Raw genomic sequence first — 16,359 nt, forward strand, 5'->3', positions numbered from 1 at the left:
TTATATAAGGGGTTTTTGTTGTGCAGAAAAAAGTCTATGCTGGAAGCCTATTTAACGTTTCGCTTGAGGGCAAGTTATGTGGATTAGGGGACAAGTGATAGAACGTATTGATTGGAGTGATAAGTTATTCTCATTGCGCATTGCTGCCGAGTTAGCTCCATTTATTCCTGGTCAGTTTATCAAGTTAAGTCAAATGCAAGATGATAAGCGTGTGGCTAGAGCCTACTCCTTAGTCAATTCTCCCGATAAACCCTATGCCGAGGTGCTCGCCGTTGCGGTAGAGGATGGCCTGTTATCGCCTCAATTACACAACCTTGCAATAGGCGATGAAATTGAAATTACCTCAACCGCGACCGGTTTTATGACCTTAGCTGAAATTCCTAAGGGTGAACTCCAAGGGAAGCATTTGTGGTTTTTAGCCACAGGAACAGCAGTAGGGCCATTTTTGTCTATGCTCGACACCGATGAACCTTGGGAGCGTTTTGAAAAAGTCGTGCTTGTGTATGGCGTGCGCGAGGCACAGGATTTGGCATATCTTGATAAGCTGCGTAATTTAGAACGCAAATACCCTGAACAATTTACATTAGTCTTGAGTGTGACCCGTAAACCCTTTGCCGATGCTTTGCAGTGCCGCATTCCCGAGGGAATAGTCTCGGGTGAAATCGAAAAAAAGGCAGGATTAACCTTAAACGCAGCTGACTCTCAAGTTATGATCTGCGGCAATCCGGGTATGATTAATGGTGCGCAAGCCGCTTTACTCGATAAAGGGTTAGTGAAGAATTTACGCCGTGCTCCTGGGCAAATTACCGTTGAAAAATACTGGTAATCTCAATTTTACATAGAAGGCGAGAGTAAACTTGTTTCCGTTCTTGCCCCTAAAAAGCCATAGCGTTTAATGCAAACAAAAGGAAATTTTTGATGAAGTTGTTAAGTTCTCAAGCTTCGCCCTATGCCCGTTGTGTAAGAGCCTTAATCCAGTATCTAGGGATTAACAATATTGAAGAGCAGTTAGTTAATCCCTTTGAAAACAGCGCAGAATTACTCGATGCTAACCCGTTAGGACAGATCCCATGTCTTATTACCAACGATGGTGTAGCACTATTCGATAGTGAAGTGATCATGCGTTACCTAGATGCAGAGCTTGGCGATCGTAAGATGTTTGGGATCTCAAATAATAACTGGGTGCTGGAGTGTCAGTATTCTTTAGTCAAAGGCTTAATCGATAGCGCGGTGAAATTACGCCAAGAGCAAATGCGTGAAGAAGAAGGCGTGAGATCAGTATTTTGGACTGCACGTTTTGAACAAGCACTGCTGCGCGGCCTTATGCAGATTGAGCTTCAAACTGTGATCACCCAAACCACGATTCAAGCACCGCAATTAGCTTTGATTTGCTTACTCGATTATGTGGATTTTAGACATCCAGAGCTAGATTGGCGTAAGGTTGCACCTGCGACAGCACTTTGGTTCAGTGAAATGCGTGATTTACCTGCATTTATTCAAACTCGTCCCCAATAATCCGCAGAGGATGCTCAACCGTCGGTTGCGCGTCTTCCTTTTGGCCTATCACGGCGATTTTGTTCACCAAAAGCGCCGAATAACTCACGAGTAACCCCATATTCTACTCTGCGATCATTGCCTAGTTGGCGCCTGTCTTCATGGTGTTGATAGCGGCATTGGCAGTTTGCCATAGTGCATTCTTCCATCGGAATTTCGGGCGCATCTTTCGATAAAAATCGTTTTCCAGAAAGCGCTTCAATTTGCTCACAGCAACTGCCGTTATTCACAATGCTCACACTGTGAAAACTGTGAGTCTTATTAATGCTGGGATCAGCAGCTTGAGAAGAGTGTTTATGTCTTTTGGGACGACTATTGAGTTTGAATAAGCAAAATAGCGCAATTGCGGCTACGCCTAGCAGCAAAACAGTTAACATAACGCCTCCTGAAAGCATTTTAATCGAATTAAGGTTCAGTTTAGTTTGATTTGAGATAATCTCAAATTTTCAGATTAATGCCATTAAAAACATAAAGTTAATTAGCTGCTTGCTCTCGAGTTCCGTATCTATTACTCTTGCGAAACTGATAAGCATTATCATTAATGCGTTAGTGTTCTAATTTTGCTGAACACGTCATCACTTTGGGGAGAATTCGGTAATGAAATGGGTAACTTGCGCGGCTATTGTTGGGTTAATGTCGGTTGGGCATTCAGCGAATGCAGATGATAAATTAACCGTTTATTCTTATCGCCAAGCTTTCTTGGTGGAGCCTATCCTGACGCGTTTCACCGAAGAAACTGGCATAGGTGTGAATTTGGTATTTGCTAAAGACGGTATTGCCGAGCGTCTCGTCCGTGAAGGCCGTTTATCCCCAGCAGATCTTGTGCTGACGTCTGATTTTTCACGTTTAGTTGAATTAGTGGATAAAGATCTAACCTCTCCAGTCAAAAATCCCCTCCTAGAGAGCAATATTCCTGCGCAGTATCGCGATCCCGATGGCCAGTGGTATGCCCTGACTATGCGGGTGCGAAATCTCTATACAGCCAAGGATCGTTTAGGCCAGCAGCAATTGACCTATGAAGAATTAGCCGAACCCAAATATAAAGGAAAGATTTGTACTCGCAGTGGTAAGCATCCATACAACATAGCGTTAGTCGCATCTATGATTGCTCATCACGGTGAAGCTGAGGCAAAAACTTGGTTACAAGGCGTGAAAACTAATTTAGCCCGCAAACCTCAGGGGAACGACAGGGGGCAAATTGCCGCAGTAAAAGAAGGTGTGTGTGAGATCGCCATTGGTAATAGCTACTATTACGGCAATATGTTGCAGGATCCTGAGCAAAAGGCGATTGCCGAAGCTGTGACGCTCAACTTCCCGAACCAAGCTGACCGCGGTGCCCATGTGAATGTGTCTGGTATGGTACTCACTCGCCATGCGCCTAATAAAGCCAATGCGATCAAATTGATGGAGTTCTTATCCGCCGATGTTGCTCAGAAGGCCTATGCCGATGTGAATATGGAATATCCAGTGAAAGCCGATGTGGCACCTTCATCTTTAGTGGCTTCATGGGGTAAGTTTAAGTCAGATCAATTGCCCATTTTTAAGTTGGCAGAATATCACCAAGCGGCGGTTAAGCTATTAGATGAAGTGCAGTTTGATCTCTAGCTCCAGTGCTAGCGACAAAATGCAGATTTAGGTTATCAGCGCCAGTGATTGGCGCTGTGACGTTTTAAGGATTGACATGATTTTAGGATTAGCCAGAAGCTGGTCGCTTGCTGGTTATGCCGTGGCCGCCTTGCTGGTATTGCCACTATTTGCGTTGATATTTCAAGCTTTTCAGCCTGACGAAGCCGTGTTTGGGCACTTGATGGCAACGGTTCTGCCGACATATATCATTAACAGTTTATTGCTGATTTTCTGGGTGAGTCTGGGGGCGTTATTACTCGCGTTACCTTGCGCTTGGTTGATGGCTCGTTGTGACTTTGTCGGCAGGCGATATTTGCAATGGGCGCTATTATTGCCCCTCGCTATGCCTGCGTATATTGTTGCCTACGTCTATACCGATTTACTCGATTATGCGGGGCCAGTGCAGCGCGGTCTTCGTTCGATATTTGGCTGGGACTCACCGCAGGATTATTTCTTCCCCGATATTCGTACCTTAGGCGGCGCGGCGTGTATGTTGTCGCTGGTATTGTTTCCCTATATTTATCTCTTGACGCGTACCGCTTTTATGGAGCAATCCTTAAGTTTGGCCCATGCTTCGCGCATTATGGGCTGTTCACCGTGGCAAAGTTTTTGGCGTTTATCTTTGCCTATGGCAAGGCCTGCGCTCGCCGTTGGGGTGGCTTTAGTGGCGATGGAGACGGCCGCTGATTTTGCAACGGTTAACTATTTTGCCGTGCCTACCTTAACGACAGCCGTGTACGACACTTGGTTGGGTTATGGCAATTTGACCGCCGCCGCTAAGTTATCGGCGATTATCTTGCTGGTGGTATTTAGTCTGATTGGATTTGAGCGTTTTGCCCGTCGTAAACAGCAGTTATTCCAAAAACAATCACGTATACAAGTCACTGACTTGTATCGACTCTCGATGACTCAAACCTTGGTAGCACTCAGCTTTTGCGGCATGCTATTGCTATTAGCCTTTCTGTTACCTTTCGGGATTTTATTATCCTATGCCATTGGTTACTTTGAACAAAGCTGGGATAAGAGTTTTTGGCAATTGAGTCTTAACAGCCTCAGTCTTGCGCTGATCACCAGTTTACTCTGTTGCTTAATCGCCTTACTGCTTATGTTCGTTCGCCGGATAAGCCCAAGACAGAGTGATGCTTTGCCCTCACGGTTAGCTTCGACGGGCTATGCCTTACCAGGCACTGTGCTGGCTATTGGGGTATTAGTGCCTTTAACTATGCTAGATTTTGCGATTAACGATCTGGCGGATCTTTTCGGTATAGCAGGCCCTGGTCTTATCCTTACAGGCAGTGTGATGGCATTGATTTTTGCTTTTTGTGTGCGTTTCGTGGCAATTGCGATTGGCAGTGTTGAAAGCAGTTATAAACGCATCTCGCCATCGCTAGACATGGTGAGCCTGACCATGGGGCAAACTCCTAGGCAACTTTTGCGGCGGGTGCATTTGCCTTTACTTGCCAAGGGATTATTTGCGGGCGCTTTATTGGTGTTTATCGAAAGCATGAAGGAACTGCCCGCTGCGTTATTGCTGCGGCCTATCGGCTTTGAGAATCTTGCAACTTATGTATTCCAGTTTGCGTCCGATGAAAAACTCGAGCACGGCGCATTAGCTGCTATTGTGATTGTACTGGTGGGTTTAGTGCCGCTTATTTATTTAAACCGTTCATTGGAGCACCACAGCTGATGACAAGTACGCTCAAGCTTAAGCAAATTCATAGCGATTATCAGGGCCAGCAAGTACTTAAGGGTTTGAGTTTAACGCTCGCCCAAGGGGAAATCCTGGCGTTGTTAGGCCCAAGCGGTTGTGGCAAGACGACCTTATTGCGTGCAGTTGCTGGATTACAGGCCATAAGCCAAGGTGAAATCCAGATTAATGGTCGCATAGTGAGTGGCGATAGCCAGTTTGTACCTAGCGAGCAGCGCGGCATCGGCATGATTTTTCAAGACTATGCGCTTTTCCCTCATTTGACTGTGGCGGAAAATATCCTCTTTGGGGTGGCTAGATTGTCGGGCGCAGAGCGTCAGGCACGTTTGGATGAAATGCTAGCCTTGGTCAAACTTGAAGGGTTGGCACAGCGTTATCCCCATGAATTATCTGGCGGTCAGCAGCAGCGAGTTTCGATTGCGCGGGCACTTGCCTATGAGCCGCAATTATTGCTGCTTGATGAGCCTTTTTCTAATATTGATGCCCAAGTGCGTTACGAGATGATGGCGGAAATTCGCAGCATCTTAAAACAGCGTAATGTCAGCGCGGTGTTTGTTACTCATAGCAAGGATGAAGCCTTTGTATTTGCAGATACTTTAGCCATCTTTAATCAAGGCATCATAGTGCAGCATGGTAGTGCCGAAGCCTTATATGCCGCCCCAAACAGCCGCTATGTGGCGGACTTTTTAGGTAGCGGTAATTACTTACCTGCAGCAGTGTTTGATGGGCACAGTGTTGTCACTCCCATAGGTCATTTAACCAGCCTCACGCCATTAAATTTGCCGAGCGAGTTCAGCGGAACAGTATTCTTGCGACCACAGCAATTGACGCTCAGCGCCGATGAACAGGGCGTTGGTACTATCACTGAGCGACGTTTCTTAGGCGCCTTTTGTCATTATTGGGTCAAAATTGAAGCCGCTTCCCATGCTTATTATGTGGAGGTGCGTAGCCAAATGATGCAGCTCACTATCGGCCAAAAAGTTGGGGTAACGACTGAGCCGCATTCGCTCGTGTTGTTTGAATCTTCAGCATATTCAAACTGTGGGGACCCAATCTAAGCGATGAGTATTTATTCAATGCTGATATAGCATAGCCAACTAAAGTACGACATTTTTGCTTACGTTTAACTTGGGTCTATGCGGTATTGGTTGGTGATATTTTCGACCATCCTTGCTACTTTTATCCTCCGGTTTTGGAGGAATTATGATAAAAACAATAAATTCAATTTGCACCCTCGTTATTGTAGCAACGGCAATATCGTCTTCAGGAGTGATGGCCATGGATAGGATCACAGGTAAAGCCTTCGCAACGCGATCAGAAGTGTATGCAACCCAAGGGATGGCGGCGACCAGTCAGCCTTTAGCCACGCAAGTCGCTATTGATATACTCAAGCAGGGCGGCAGTGCGGTCGATGCAGCGATTGCCGCTAACGCTATGTTAGGATTAGTCGAGCCAACGGGCTCGGGTGTCGGGGGGGACTTATTTGCTATCGTTTGGAGCGCAAAAGATAAACGCCTCTATGGTCTTAATGCATCGGGGCGCAGTCCCAAATCCTTAAGTTTAGAAAAGCTTAAATCCCTCGGATTAGACTATTTACCGCCGCTTGGACCTTTGCCGGTTTCTGTGCCCGGCGCAGTGGATGGTTGGTATGAACTGCATAGTAAGTTCGGCAAATTAGCTATGGCCGATAACCTCGCGCCTGCCATTCATTACGCCCGTGATGGTTTCCCTGTGTCAGAGTTGATTGCCTATTACCTTGATGGTAGTGGTAAAAAACTGGCTAAATTCCCCGGTTTTAAAGAAACCTATATGCCTAATGGTAAGATGCCTACCGTAGGGGAAATCTTTAAAAATCCCGCGCTTGCTAACACCTATGAGAAAATTGCCAAGGGCGGCCGCGATGCTTTCTATAAAGGTGATATCGCCAAAAGTATCGATAAGTACATGAAATCCCAAGGTGGTTATTTAAGTTATGATGACTTAGCGAGCCATACTAGCGACTGGATAGATCCCGTTTCGGTGAACTACCGTGGTTACGATGTGTGGGAACTGCCACCTAATGGTCAAGGCATTGCGGCGCTACAAATCTTAAAAACTATGGAGCCCTTTAATGTGGCTGCCATGGGCTTTAATAGTCCTGAATATGTTCATTTATTTGTCGAAGCAAAGAAACTCGCCTTTGCCGACAGAGCTAAGTTTTATGCCGACATGGCCTTTAATAAAGTGCCCGTTACTGAGCTTATCTCACAGAAATATAACTATGATCGCGCTAAGTTGATTGACCCTACAAAAGCCGCCAAAAGTGTCGATGCGGGTAATCCAGCGTTGCAACATGGCGATACTGTGTACCTGACTACTGCCGACAAAGATGGCAACATGGTGTCACTCATTCAGAGTAATTACCGTGGTATGGGGTCAGGGATGACACCGCCGGATCTCGGCTTTGTGCTGCAAGACCGCGGGCAAATGTTTGATTTAACGGAAGGGCGTTTTAATACCTACGCACCGGGCAAGCGTCCATTCCATACCATTATTCCGGCTTTTGTGACCAAAGACGGTAAACCTTGGCTGAGCTTTGGGGTGATGGGCGGCGCGACTCAGCCACAAATGCACGCGCAGATTGTAATGAATCTGATTGATTTTAAAATGAACTTGCAAGAAGCGGGCGATGCCCCCAGAATTTTGCATATGGGGTCAACCGAGCCCACAGGCGAAGTGATGAATGATGGCGGCTATGTTAGTCTGGAATCAGGTTTTCCGGTAGAAACCCGTCGTGAGTTGATTAAGAAAGGCCATGTGCTGCGTGATGGACTTGGGGAGTTTGGTGGCTATCAAGCCATTGGATTTAATGCCGAAACCGGCGTATATCGTGCGGCCTCTGAGAGTCGCAAGGATGGTCACGCCGCAGGCTATTAACACTAAGATAAATGCTAAGGTAAGCTCAACACTGAGTGAACCTGACGTCATTGATTCGATTTAACTGATTGGCGAGACTTTAATGGTCTCGTCAATTTTTATGTTTAAGGGTCTGGGGTGGGATAATGCTCCGCAATTGGCATTATCATAAACAGATCAGAGCAAACTGTGCGTTAGTTAATGTCATTTTTAGGTAAAGTTGCGGATAATATTGCCGAAAATGAATTTAGAAAAAGGGTGATAACCAAATGGATATTCAAAATATGCCGCGTGAACAGTTGGGTGTGTGTGCAGAGGGGAACTTACACAGTGTCTATTTGATGTTTAATGCCAATGACAATGTCGAGTCGCAATTACGTCCCTGTCTTGCCAACGTTGCGCAGTATATTTATGAGCTGACAGATCAATATTCCGACAGTGCATTCAATGGTTTTGTTGGTATTGGTGCTAATTATTGGGATAGCCTCTATCCTACTGCTCGCCCAGAACTGCTCAAACCTTTCCCTGCGATGCAAGTGGGCAGTCGTGAAGCGCCTGCAATTGAATATGATTTATTCGTGCATATTCGCAGTGATCGTTACGATATTCTGCATTTAGTGGCGAATGAAATCAGCCAAATGTTTGAAGATTTAGTGGAGTTAGTTGAAGAAGAGCGTGGCTTTCGATTTATGGATAGCCGCGATTTAACCGGCTTTGTCGATGGCACCGAAAATCCTAAGGGGCGTCACCGTCAGGAAGTCGCTCTGGTTGGTGATGAAGATCCTGAGTTTAGGGGCGGCAGCTATATTCACGTGCAAAAGTATGCCCATAACTTGAGTAAATGGCATAGATTGCCGGTTAAAAAACAAGAAGATATTATCGGTCGCACTAAGCAAGATAATATCGAGTATGAGTCAGAAGATAAGCCACTGACCAGCCATATCAAGCGGGTGAATCTTAAAGATGCGAATGGTCAGTCGATGGAAATCCTGCGCCAGAGCATGCCCTATGGGTCGCTGAAGGAGCAGGGATTAATGTTTATCTCTAACTGCCGCACGCCAGAACATTTTGAAAAGATGCTGCATAGCATGATGTTTGGTGATGGCGCAGGCAATCATGATCACTTGATGCATTTTACTAAGGCGATGACAGGTTCATCTTTCTTTGCCCCCGCACTGGATTTTATGCTGCAGTTCGACGAATAAGCTTTCTATAATCAAGCCGAATTAGCATCAATCGAGACGCACTTAAGCTAACGCCTAAGTGCGTTTTTTATGCTAATGCGCGGGAACCCATTTTTTGATATCGAGCTGCCATTGCAGGGCGGTGAAATCGATAAAAGCGCGCACTAGATTTTGCTGATAACTGCGGGACAAATATACCGCCCACAGGGTTTGGCCTGGTGTCGTAAATTCGGATAGGACTTCTTTGAGCTGACCACTGGCAAGGTATTGGTTAGCTAAGTCACAGGGTAAACGCACTATGCCATGTCCACGTAGCGCCGCACTGACCAACACTCCCATATCGTTAGCCCTAAGATTCCCTGTAACTTTGACGTGCTCGGCTTGCAGTTCTTTTAGAAAAGGCCAGTTTTGTTGCGCTGAGTGTATGAGGCAGTTGTGGGCCAGCAGATCAATGGGTTCGAGGAGTGGCGTTGCGCTATCAAGATAGCTCGGCGCCGCGCAAAGTACCGCATCTATGGTCATCAAACGCCGAGCTATGAGATTCTCATCGGGTTGCTCGGTATAACGTAGCGCCACGTCGACTCGCTCATCTACCAATTGCGCAAAACTGTCCGACATCACCAGTTGAATGTTGACCTTAGGATGAATTTTAATAAAGCGATCGACGACATCAAACAGACTGTGCTGCCCTAGGCCAATAGGCGTAGCGATACGAATACTGCCTACCAGTTCACTGTTATGGCTGTGGGCACGGCTCTCCATGGCCGCAACTTCACTTAAGATCCGCTGGCAAAATTGTAGCGCTTCCTCACCCTGCAAAGTCAAGCTGGCGCTGCGCGTGGTGCGGTGTAATAAGCGTAAACTCAACCACTGCTCCACTTCTTGAATATGACGGGAAACCTGCAGGCGGCTGAGGTCTAAATGTTCGGCAGCTTTGGTAAAGCTGCCACAGTTTGCGACTTCGACGAAACTGCGTATTGCGGCAATTTTATCCACATTAGTACCCTATATTGAAACAATCATGCTCAATTATTGATGTTTATTAGGTGAAAAACTGCAAGTAAACTGGATCCAATGTAAATCATCTGAGTGAGACAATGAAATGAAAATCGCAATTTTAGGTGCAACGGGTTGGATCGGTGGTGCAATTTTAAAAGAAGCACAGAGTCGTGGACATCAAGTGACAGCGTTAGTGCGTGATCCAAGCAAGTTATCCGTGGCTGATGTGGCAGTACGTGCCGTGGATTTAGAGCAGCCATTGGTCGCCGATACCTTTGCTGGCGTAGATGTCGTGATTGCCGCCGTTGGTGGCCGCGCCCAACAAAATCATGGTCTAGTGGCGAGTACGGTTCAGCGTTTACTGGATGTGCTGCCTAACGCTAACGTGCCACGTTTATTGTGGGTCGGTGGTGCTGGGAGTTTAGAAGTGGCGCCGGGTGTGACGCTGGTCTCTAGCCCAGATTTCCCCGCAGTATATAAAGATGAGGCGTTAGCTCAGGGTGAAGCCTTGAAGGTATTCCGTGCGGCGCAAACGGCAATCAATTGGACCTTTGTGAGCCCAGCTGCTGAGATTTATCCCGGTGAGAGTGAAAGCCCGTACCGTCTTGGTGGCGACAGCTTCTTTACCGATGCTAATGGTCAAAGCCGTATCTCTGTAACTGATTACGCAAAAGCCATGGTAGATGAAGCCGAAAAGGGCGCTCACCCAAACCAGCGCATCAGTGTGGCTTACTGATATCGTTATAGTTGAGTTAGATATTGTGAGTTAGATATTGTGAGTTAGATATTGTGAGTTAGATATTGTGAGTTAGATATTGTGCTGGAATGTGTAACGTAATCGGGACAATGGCCAAATAACCAGCGCGGTATAGTACTTCAAAATGTACAGGTAAAATAGAACAGGTCAGCTCACTGACCTGTTTTTTTATTCTGCGTAATTGAATAAAGATTTGATGGTTTCTAAGGTATCGGCGATATCTTGGATGCTCGATGGGCAAATAAAGATAGTGTCATCACCGGCAATCGTACCCAAAATGCCTTCTGGTTTACCGATAGAATCCAACAAGCGGGCAATAAGCTGCGCGGCACCTGGGCTAGTTCGCACGACGATCATAGCTTGGTTGTGATCGACGTCGAGTACCAAATTCTTCAGTGGGCTACCCGCGGTGGGTACGCCTAATTCGGCTGGTAAGCAATACACCATCTCTTGCTTAGCGTTGCGAGTCCGCACTGCGCCGAACTTGCTGAGCATGCGTGACACTTTTGATTGGTTAATATTACCAAAGCCTTCAGCTTGCAAGGCGGTGACGATTTCACTCTGAGAGCCAAAGCGCTCTTCTTTTAAAATCGACTTAAAAATTCTAACAAGGTCATCCTGATTCTTGGTCGTTTGCATAATATTATTATTCGTTATTCAAAAAAACAGGCCCATTTTGAATATTTTTAGAAAAATTGTCAACAAATAACCAGATTGGTTGAATAAAAATTCACTAAGCCCCAGTGGTTAAGCGTTTGCTGGGGGCGTAAAAATCCCAATTTGAGTAATTGTTCTACATTGCTTCTGCGTTATTCCGGAATTCTTTTGTCCCACGACTAAGGGATAATTGAAATTGTTGTGACATTCCAGTAATGTGACGCCAACGCAAATTAGATCCATGTCACACATATCCGAGAAATAACGGAGATAACTATGAAAGTTGCTGTACTTGGTGCTGCTGGTGGTATCGGCCAGGCTCTTGCCCTACTGTTAAAAACTCAATTGCCTGCGGGTTCTCAATTGTCTCTATATGATATCGCACCGGTAACTCCGGGTGTTGCGGTTGACTTGAGCCACATTCCAACTGCTGTTGAAATCAAAGGTTTTGCTGGTGAAGATCCAACGCCTGCCCTAGTGGGTGCTGACGTTGTTCTAATTTCTGCTGGTGTTGCACGTAAGCCTGGTATGGATCGTTCAGATCTGTTCAATATCAATGCGGGTATCGTTCGCAACCTGATCGAAAAAGTAGCGGCAACTTGCCCTACGGCTTTGGTTGGCATTATCACTAACCCAGTCAACACGACTGTGGCTATCGCTGCAGAAGTGATGAAAAAAGCGGGTGTTTATGATAAGAACCGTCTGTTCGGTATCACGACTCTAGACGTGATCCGTTCTGAAACTTTCATCGCCGAATTAAAAGGCCTGAACGTTGCTGACGTTAAAGTGAATGTGATCGGCGGCCACAGCGGCGTGACCATTCTGCCATTACTGTCTCAAGTTGAAGGCGCGACTTTCACTGACGAAGAAGTGGCAAGTCTGACGACTCGCATCCAAAACGCGGGTACCGAAGTGGTTGAAGCTAAAGCCGGTGGCGGAAGCGCGACTCTGTCTATGGGTCAAGCGGCTTGCCGTTTCGGTCTGTCTCTGGTTCGTGGTCTGCAAGGCGAAGCTAACATCGTTGAATGCGCCTATGTTGACGGCGGCAGCGAGCATGCTGAATTCTTCGCACAACCTGTGCTGTTAGGCAAAAACGGTATTGAAAAAGTACTGCCTTACGGTGAAGTGAGTGCATTCGAAGCTAACGCTCGTGATTCTATGTTAGATACGCTGAAAGGCGATATCAAACTAGGCGTTGATTTCGTTAAATAATCTTTCGGATAATCTTTTTAGATTATGACGAATTAAAAACGGAGCCATTGAGCTCCGTTTTTTTATGCCTAGGTTTTACACTTTACTAAGCTAATTCAGTCGATCAGCGGCGCTTAGTGGGCAGTTGGCAATTATCGTCGCAGCGGGCTTTGCCCGTCAGTAAATAGGAGATGCGATATCTGTGTTTTGCAAATCTGAGATAGCACCAATCGGCGACAGTTTTAATCACGGGCAGGCGTAATAGTTGGATCCAAGCGCGTGTTCCTGTCAGTGCCCACGCTTTACAAGTGACATCTAACCCGAGTAACACTTCGCCTGTTGCGGTTTCGCCATGGAGAATCGTATTGGCGTAGTCTCTATCGATATGGCTGAAGCGCTCACTAAAGTCTGGCGCATTTAAATCCTCAAGCGCAATCAAGTTCTTCGGATCGCGCGCTTTCAGTTGACGCATTTCGGCGCTACATAATGGACAATTCCCATCGTAAAAAATCCGCAGTTCCATCGGTATTACCTCTGATGACTTGATCACAATACTTGGTCTAAGCTCTTGGCTTGAGTACTTAAGCTTGGTTTTCTTCTACCCTATACGCAGAATAAAGGGTTTTAGATCGAAGCGATTGTAGAACGGATCAGCATCTCATTTGGCTTTTTGTTAGGTTAAATTCAAATGAGTGCAGTAACATCTTGGTTATTAATCAGTTTAACTTGATTGCTGATTTTTAAGTGAACAAGGTAAAGCCTGACAAATAACGACTCAAAAGGATAGGTATGACATCTCCCATCATTATCACAGGCGTGGGTAAACGCATAGGTTACGCCTTAGCCAAACATTTTCTCGCCCAAGGTCAGCGCGTGATTGGTACTTATCGCAGCCATTACGCTAGTATTGATGAGCTTACCACCTTAGGTGCGACTCTGTATCCCTGCGATTTTTATGACGATGCCCAAGTGCGATCCTTAATTGCTGAGTTAGCTAAATTGCCGCAAATTCGCGCCATTATTCACAATGCCTCTGACTGGCTGCCTGATCCTGTGCTTACAAAGAATGAATCTTTAAAGAGTACCACTTTTGCGCCGAGCCAAGTGCTGCAGCGGATGATGCAAGTGCATGTGAGTGTGCCCTATCAGTTGAACTTGGCCTTAGAGGCGCAGCTACGTGCGGGTGCTGGCGATGAAATCGGCGGCAGTGATGTGATTCATATTACTGACTATGTGGCAGAGAAGGGCAGTCAGAAGCATATCGCCTATGCCGCCAGTAAAGCTGCGCTGCACAATATGACGCTATCCTTTGCCGCCAAGTTTGCGCCCGAGGTCAAAGTGAATTCGATTGCGCCAGCGATGATCCTATTTAATGCGGGTGATGATGCTGCCTATCAGCAAAAAACCTTAGCCAAAGCGCTGTTGCCGAAAGAGGCGGGGAATGAGGAAATTATCGACTTAGTGGAATATCTGCTGAATAGCCGCTACGTCACCGGTCGTTGCCATAATGTTGATGGTGGCCGGCATTTAAGGTAGAGAAGGCTCTAGAACGCCACGGCATGGCTCTAGTTTCTAGTTTCTCGATCCTTCTTTTTCAAAATGTCAGTACCCGACTTGGGGTGATGATGAACGGTAAAGGCACATCCCAATACTCGCAGGGTAAACTCGTCACTTGCTGACAGTCGTGGGCGTAACCCATAGGCAAAGGTTTACCTTTAAGCTGCCAGTTTGCCAGCGTCCTATCGTAATAGCCGCCGCCCATGCCCATACGATTTCCCATTAAATCAAAAGCCACTAATGGTGTGATAACAACATCTAACTCTGTCACTGGGATAATGGCGCGCACATCTAATTTAGGTTCTAAGATGCCGAATTGATTGGGTTGCATGGGGGTATCTACGGTGTAATGCAGGAATAATAATTGTCCGGCATTGAAGGGATGTAACCTAGGCAGATAGGTGTTTATGCCCATTTGCCACAGCGCAGCGATCAGCGGTGGCGTGGCGAGTTCGCCATCGTGGGTGAGATATAATGCCACATGTTGCGCTTTGTTGGCCTGCAATGCATCGAGCATTCGCTGGCAGGCGTTTAAGCTTGCTTGGGTTTGCTCTATTTCGGAGAGGGATTTACGGGCGGTGCGAATGGCTTTGCGTAACAGATTGCGGCTTTCTTTTGTATGGAGTGCGATATTTGCCGCATAGTTTGTGACATCTACGGCATCAGCGACTTCTACGGCAAGTTGCGCCGTGTCGCTTTGGGGATTCAAATGAGAAAGTTTGGAAGATGTAGACATAGAATTAAGATGCTCCCCAGAATGCCGCTACCGGTGTAGCCCTTGAACCGTAGGTTCAAGGCGGGTAAATGATTACCTCCTAAGGCTTCTCGGTACAAGCCGAGCATGCACAATGTCAGTAAAGCATTCACCCTGAGATAAAAATTATCGGCACAGGGACATTACCAGTTGGCATGCATCCCAGGGAGCAAAACGGTATTGAATCGCTAAAGCATTGGTTTATTTAAATAAGCCAGTTTAGCCATTCACTGTGCGTCAGTTGGTTTAACTCAATGAGTGTTAAATCACTAAGGTGCACAGTTTAAATCTATTTAGTTGAACGCTCAACTAAGGCACTTTCGAGGGTCGACTGCAGCAAGCTGATCCTGTCGTCCATCTGTTGCATGTAGTGCTTATTTTTTTGCTTTTCTTGGAACAACTCGTGTCCAATATTCAGCGCCGCCATGATCGCAATTTCTTCACGGCTTAGGCTATTGGTTCGGGTTTTTAACGCACTGAGTTGTTGTTCAACTCCCAACGCTACCGTACGTAAGGCATCCTCTTGACCTTTCGGGCAAGCGATAGAGTAGGTGCGCCCAAGTAGGGTAATTTCAACAGCACTGTTACTCATGTCGCGGGTGATCCTTTCGTTAGCCTCTTAGGGCGGACTATATAGGGCTGATCTTAAAAGTGCAAGGTAAGCCGCAAATGGATTGGTCTTTGACGGTTTTGTTTGCTGTTTGTGTGAGCAGTTGGATAGTTTTTTATCAGGGCGTGGCCGATTTCGCCATTATTGGGATTCAGTATTGGTTCAAGTCTTTATCTCTGCTAGCATTGCTGCTGGAAAAATCTTATTGGGATCTGATATGGCAACCCCTCCTTCGTTACGTATCGACAGCTTAAAACTCGCCTTAGATGCGGCTGAAATCGGCCAGCATCCGGTAGAAGTTCACGGTGCTTTAGTCGGTTTAATCTGCGGTGGTGTAGAGCAAACTGGCGACACTTGGATCAAGCCTTTATTCGACCTGATGAACGATGGTCAACCTTTGCCAGCGCAGTTGCACCAATTAGTGTGTGATTTGTTTAACGATTCAGTGACGCGTTTAGTGGATTTTGAATTTGGTTTCATGCCGCTGTTGCCCGAAGAAGAAGAGCCGCTCAGCCAACGTGTTGAAGCCTTGTCTCTGTGGACCCAGAGTTTTTTGACTGGCATGGCGATTATTCAGCCGAAACTGAATCAAGCCTCGGCAGAAGTACGTGAAGTGATCAAAGACTTGGCGGAAATTGCCCAAGTGGAATTTGATGTTGCCGACGATGAAGAATCCGAAGCCGCTTACACTGAATTACTCGAGTTTGTACGTATTGCAGCCATCATGTGTTACTCGGAGTTTGGTCCTGAGCTTCCCCATGGCGAGGCTGACGATACTGCGGTGGTGCATTAATTTACCGCGGTTGTTTAATGTTCAATAAGTTAACACAGTAGTGGCTTCATTAGATGTCAAAGGTGGGCAAACCT

At 46.4% G+C, this 16,359-nt stretch carries 17 protein-coding genes and 1 other RNA gene; 11 read left to right on the forward strand and 7 right to left on the reverse strand.

All coding sequences use genetic code 11. The annotated features are described in order from the left end of the window. Positions 1-76: 76 nt before the first annotated feature. Together AAA952_RS03000 and AAA952_RS03005 are read left to right on the forward strand one after the other, a co-directional pair. A complete protein-coding gene (locus AAA952_RS03000) occupies positions 77-826 on the forward strand; it encodes a ferredoxin--NADP reductase (RefSeq protein ID WP_105250220.1) in 750 nt (249 codons plus the stop codon). 92 nt (positions 827-918) lie between these two features. Then, the gene (locus AAA952_RS03005) at positions 919-1,515 is read left to right on the forward strand and encodes a glutathione S-transferase N-terminal domain-containing protein (protein WP_131525196.1); all 597 of its coding nucleotides are present in this window, start codon (positions 919-921) and stop codon (positions 1,513-1,515) included. A gap of 14 nt (positions 1,516-1,529) precedes the next feature. On the opposite strand, the gene AAA952_RS03010 is transcribed toward AAA952_RS03005, so the two are convergent. Next, positions 1,530-1,931 carry a hypothetical protein gene (locus tag AAA952_RS03010; protein WP_219253284.1) on the reverse strand — a complete coding sequence of 134 codons (402 nt, stop codon included), beginning with the start codon at positions 1,929-1,931 and terminating at the stop codon, positions 1,530-1,532. A gap of 220 nt (positions 1,932-2,151) precedes the next feature. Here AAA952_RS03010 and AAA952_RS03015 point away from each other — a divergent pair, with 220 nt between their 5' ends. The 5 genes from AAA952_RS03015 (at position 2,152) to AAA952_RS03035 (ending at position 8,988) form a co-directional block, all read left to right on the forward strand. After that, the gene (locus tag AAA952_RS03015) at positions 2,152-3,159 is read left to right on the forward strand and encodes a Fe(3+) ABC transporter substrate-binding protein (protein ID WP_338254257.1); all 1,008 of its coding nucleotides are present in this window, start codon (positions 2,152-2,154) and stop codon (positions 3,157-3,159) included. A gap of 76 nt (positions 3,160-3,235) precedes the next feature. Further along, a complete protein-coding gene (locus AAA952_RS03020; protein WP_338254259.1) occupies positions 3,236-4,867 on the forward strand; it encodes an ABC transporter permease in 1,632 nt (543 codons plus the stop codon). Continuing rightward, positions 4,867-5,946 carry an ABC transporter ATP-binding protein gene (locus AAA952_RS03025; protein ID WP_105250215.1) on the forward strand — a complete coding sequence of 360 codons (1,080 nt, stop codon included), beginning with the start codon at positions 4,867-4,869 and terminating at the stop codon, positions 5,944-5,946. The genes AAA952_RS03020 and AAA952_RS03025 overlap by 1 nt, the downstream gene beginning before the upstream one ends. 145 nt (positions 5,947-6,091) lie before the next feature. Further along, positions 6,092-7,804 carry a gamma-glutamyltransferase gene (ggt, locus tag AAA952_RS03030; protein ID WP_338254263.1) on the forward strand — a complete coding sequence of 571 codons (1,713 nt, stop codon included), beginning with the start codon at positions 6,092-6,094 and terminating at the stop codon, positions 7,802-7,804. A 248-nt stretch (positions 7,805-8,052) separates the two neighbouring features. Beyond that, positions 8,053-8,988 carry a Dyp-type peroxidase gene (locus AAA952_RS03035; RefSeq protein ID WP_338254264.1) on the forward strand — a complete coding sequence of 312 codons (936 nt, stop codon included), beginning with the start codon at positions 8,053-8,055 and terminating at the stop codon, positions 8,986-8,988. A gap of 72 nt (positions 8,989-9,060) precedes the next feature. Here AAA952_RS03035 and AAA952_RS03040 read toward each other — a convergent pair whose 3' ends face one another. Beyond that, on the reverse strand, positions 9,061-9,963 hold the full coding sequence (locus tag AAA952_RS03040) for a LysR family transcriptional regulator (protein WP_338254265.1): 903 nt from the start codon (positions 9,961-9,963) through the stop codon (positions 9,061-9,063). Positions 9,964-10,069: 106 nt separating this feature from the next. On the opposite strand from AAA952_RS03040, the gene AAA952_RS03045 reads away from it, so the two are divergent. Continuing rightward, positions 10,070-10,702 (forward strand): NAD(P)-dependent oxidoreductase, encoded by a 633-nt coding sequence (locus AAA952_RS03045; protein WP_338254267.1) that lies wholly within the window; start codon positions 10,070-10,072, stop codon positions 10,700-10,702. Between the two features lie 189 nt (positions 10,703-10,891). Here the strand turns inward: AAA952_RS03045 and argR are convergent, their stop codons facing one another. Next, complete coding sequence (argR, locus tag AAA952_RS03050; protein WP_006080175.1) at positions 10,892-11,362, reverse strand: transcriptional regulator ArgR; 471 nt, start codon at positions 11,360-11,362, stop codon at positions 10,892-10,894. A gap of 294 nt (positions 11,363-11,656) precedes the next feature. Between argR and mdh the strand changes: the two genes are divergently transcribed. Then, positions 11,657-12,592, forward strand: a complete 936-nt coding sequence (gene mdh, locus AAA952_RS03055; protein WP_105250210.1) for a malate dehydrogenase — start codon at positions 11,657-11,659, stop codon at positions 12,590-12,592. A 103-nt stretch (positions 12,593-12,695) separates the two neighbouring features. On the opposite strand, the gene AAA952_RS03060 is transcribed toward mdh, so the two are convergent. Further along, a complete protein-coding gene (locus AAA952_RS03060; RefSeq protein ID WP_263163568.1) occupies positions 12,696-13,094 on the reverse strand; it encodes a thiol-disulfide oxidoreductase DCC family protein in 399 nt (132 codons plus the stop codon). Positions 13,095-13,360: 266 nt separating this feature from the next. Here AAA952_RS03060 and folM point away from each other — a divergent pair, with 266 nt between their 5' ends. Beyond that, entirely contained in the window at positions 13,361-14,107 is a 747-nt protein-coding gene (gene folM / locus AAA952_RS03065; RefSeq protein WP_338254283.1) for a dihydromonapterin reductase, read from the forward strand. Positions 14,108-14,165: 58 nt separating this feature from the next. Here the strand turns inward: folM and AAA952_RS03070 are convergent, their stop codons facing one another. The 3 genes from AAA952_RS03070 to AAA952_RS03080 all read right to left on the reverse strand — a co-directional run bounded on the left by AAA952_RS03070 (position 14,166) and on the right by AAA952_RS03080 (position 15,474). Then, positions 14,166-14,864, reverse strand: coding sequence for a 5-formyltetrahydrofolate cyclo-ligase (locus tag AAA952_RS03070; RefSeq protein WP_338254285.1), 699 nt, complete (start codon positions 14,862-14,864; stop codon positions 14,166-14,168). Positions 14,865-14,873: 9 nt separating this feature from the next. Beyond that, positions 14,874-15,054, reverse strand: a non-coding RNA gene (gene ssrS / locus AAA952_RS03075) — 6S RNA. A gap of 117 nt (positions 15,055-15,171) precedes the next feature. Further along, a complete protein-coding gene (locus tag AAA952_RS03080) occupies positions 15,172-15,474 on the reverse strand; it encodes a cell division protein ZapA (RefSeq protein ID WP_105250206.1) in 303 nt (100 codons plus the stop codon). A 235-nt stretch (positions 15,475-15,709) separates the two neighbouring features. Here AAA952_RS03080 and AAA952_RS03085 point away from each other — a divergent pair, with 235 nt between their 5' ends. After that, on the forward strand, positions 15,710-16,285 hold the full coding sequence (locus AAA952_RS03085; RefSeq protein ID WP_105252998.1) for a UPF0149 family protein: 576 nt from the start codon (positions 15,710-15,712) through the stop codon (positions 16,283-16,285). Positions 16,286-16,359: the final 74 nt, after the last annotated feature.

Origin of the sequence: Shewanella sp. M-Br (assembly GCF_036245925.1) — a bacterium.
Classification (GTDB): domain Bacteria; phylum Pseudomonadota; class Gammaproteobacteria; order Enterobacterales; family Shewanellaceae; genus Shewanella; species Shewanella oncorhynchi.